Source organism: Wenjunlia vitaminophila DSM 41686 (assembly GCF_000380165.1).
GTDB classification, from domain to species: domain Bacteria; phylum Actinomycetota; class Actinomycetes; order Streptomycetales; family Streptomycetaceae; genus Wenjunlia; species Wenjunlia vitaminophila.
The window spans coordinates 1-2,569 of the sequence record NZ_KB904741.1; the positions used below are offsets into that span (position 1 = coordinate 1).

Here is a 2,569-nt window from a genome sequence, read left to right on the forward strand (position 1 = left end):
CGCCCAGGGAGTAGAGGCGGTTGAGCCAGTCCCGGTTCAGTCCGGCCAGGGCGGGGCCGACGACGGTGGCGTCCGGCACCTTGGCGTGCACCTTGGGGTGGGTCGCCTTGAGCATCTGTAGGTAGCAGTCAGCGGTGAGGCCGCAGGTGCCGTTGTTGAAGCCGATGGAGTTGTACTCGTTGTAGACCTCCACCTCCTTCGTGTGCTGCTGGTACTTCTCCACGAAGGCGGCGGTGAACTTCCCGTAGGCGTCCAGGCCCACGGTGGACGAGGGCGTCAGGCCGTAGTCGTAGTTGGGGTTCTTGAACCCTGAGTTCCCCACCGTGGTCAGGCCGAGGGACGCGGCGTAGGGGATCGCCTGATCGGTCGGGTACGTCTCCCACGAGTACACCCCGGGGGTCTTCTCGATCGCCGACCAGTTGACGTCCGCGCGCACCTGGCCGAGCCCCATCAGTTTGATGGAGCGCAGCAGCTTGTTGTCGTCACCGTTGTAGTGGCCGAAGTGCATGCCCACGCCGAAGCGTTCGTCGGCGGTCTCGTGGCCGGCGAGCGGGGGCAGGACGCCGAAGTCGGCGGTGCGGGTGGTGCCGCCGGCGGTCGCGGTAAGGGTGTAGTGGCCGGTGTCCAGGCCGGTCAGGTCCACCGTGGCGGTGCCACCGGACGCGGTGGCCGTGCCGGAGGCCACCGGCAGGCCCTGGGCGTCCACCGCCTGCCAGCTCACCGACGCCTGGTCGGTGGAGACGGCGATCCTCGTCTGTCCCTTGGTGAAGACCAGGTCGGGGGAGGTGACGGTGAGGGTGGCCGCGGCGTGCGCGGTCCCGGCGAACGGGGCCGAGGTCACCAGGCAGCCCAGCAGGGCGGCGGTACCACCCCAGGCCAGCGGGCGGCGCAGGCGACCCCTTAGTCTGGTCCTCGACCCGGGACCTGACCGGATCGTTCCCTTACGTTCCATCGAGCGTCCTCTCGATCGGATCGGTCGGTGCGGTGCGTGTGGTTCCCGGCAGGTGGGCTCCACCGGCCGTATTCCGGCGGAGCCCACCGCCCGGCCCACCGGCGGCGGGCGCACCGCGCTCGCCACCGGCAGTCCTTGGTCGCGTGGGCGGTGGGGTTGCCCCACACCACCGATTCCGGAGCGCGCTCAGCGCTCCAGCGGGTAGGCGCTCCGCTCGCCGGACGGTCTGAGCCAGCGGCGGCGAATGATCAACAGCAGCACCTGACGGTTCGGCGGCGACTGTTCCGCCGCTGCCGCAACCGGCCGGTCCTGTCTGCTCGACCCGGTCGTGCCGAGCAGACAGGCTCTCCGAGGGGCGTCCTTTCTCTCCCTACGCGTCGGTGAGTTGGACGGCCCGCAGGCCAGTGGAGGTCTTCGCGCTGTTGGCGATGCCGGTGCCCCATTCGACCCAGTTGCGTCCCCGGCCGTCGTTGTCGTCGTCGTTGACCACGACGCCGAGGCCGACGGAGGAGGTGGGTTTGCCGGCCAGGCCGAGGGAGGCCCAGGGGACGGTGATCGTGTAGTCGGTCACCGTGCCCTCGCGGACGACGGTCGCGGTGGCGCCGGGGGTGGTTCCCGCCTGCTGGCCGGGTGGCGGCCGCCAGGTGTGGACCCGCGGGACGCCGTTGACCAGGGACGCCCCGATTTCGACGTACTGCGTGCTGTAGCCCGGGTGGGCGGGGGTCACCGCGAACTGGATGCTGTCGCCCTGCCACATGTTGGCCGGGTCGGTGGCCGGCTGGTGGAGGGCGTTGTCGGTGACCGAGGCCCTCAGCACCAGGCCCTCGTCGGTGTACTGGGGGCGCACGGTGCCGGAGAGGTCGGCGTCACCCTGGTACCCGTTCGGGTAGCGCCTGGTGGTCTGGGTGGCCAGGTCGAGGGGGGTGGCGGTGGAGGTGCCGTCGGGTTGCACCGCTCCCCAGCCGGTCCAGGTGCCGACGGGGGTGCGGACCCCGTTCTCGGTGATGTGGGCCGCGGCCCAGTAGCGGTTCCAGGGCGTGACGCCCTGGACGTCCACGGTGCACGACCTCGACGAGCTGGGCGGCACCTGGAAGTCCTCGGCGCAGATGCCCCGACCCAGGTACGCGGTGCCCTCGTTGACCTGCCACTCCAGCCTGGAGACGTCCAGCGCGGTGCGGGAACGGTGGTTGGTGACGGTCACCGTGAGCTGGGTGGCCAGGGGAGACGCCGCCTTCACCTTCGGATCGAAGGTGACCTCGGTGGGCGTCCGCACCGTGGTGAGGGTACCGACCCGGGCCAGGGTGAGGGGCCCGGCGGTGACCTCACCATCGATCGTCCGCTCACCGAGGCGCTGGGAGGTGGGCAGCTCGACGGTCCTGCGGGTGACCTGCCCGGGTGCGGCGTTCATGGTGAACGCCTCGCCGGCCACCTGGAACGTGACCTGCTGCGGCAGGCCCACGCCGGCCCCGGTCCGGTCCACGGACAGCACCGCTTCGACGGTCTCGGCGGTGTTGGTCTGCTCGGGCACCTGGACGGAGAAGACCGGGGTGGTGACGGCCTTGACGTTGGTCACCGTGCCCTTGGCGTACAGGACGCGGCCGTCCAGGGTGAGTTGGA

Annotated in this window: 2 protein-coding genes; both read right to left on the bottom strand. The window is 70.8% G+C overall.

The features are described 5' to 3' along the window. A partial coding sequence (locus A3IG_RS0127900) for a hypothetical protein (protein WP_211219474.1) occupies positions 1–952 on the bottom strand: 952 nt, incomplete at its 3' end. A 370-nt stretch (positions 953–1,322) separates the two neighbouring features. Then, positions 1,323–2,569 (bottom strand): sugar-binding protein (locus tag A3IG_RS0127905; RefSeq protein WP_026220747.1); only part of this gene is annotated, 1,247 nt, incomplete at its 5' end.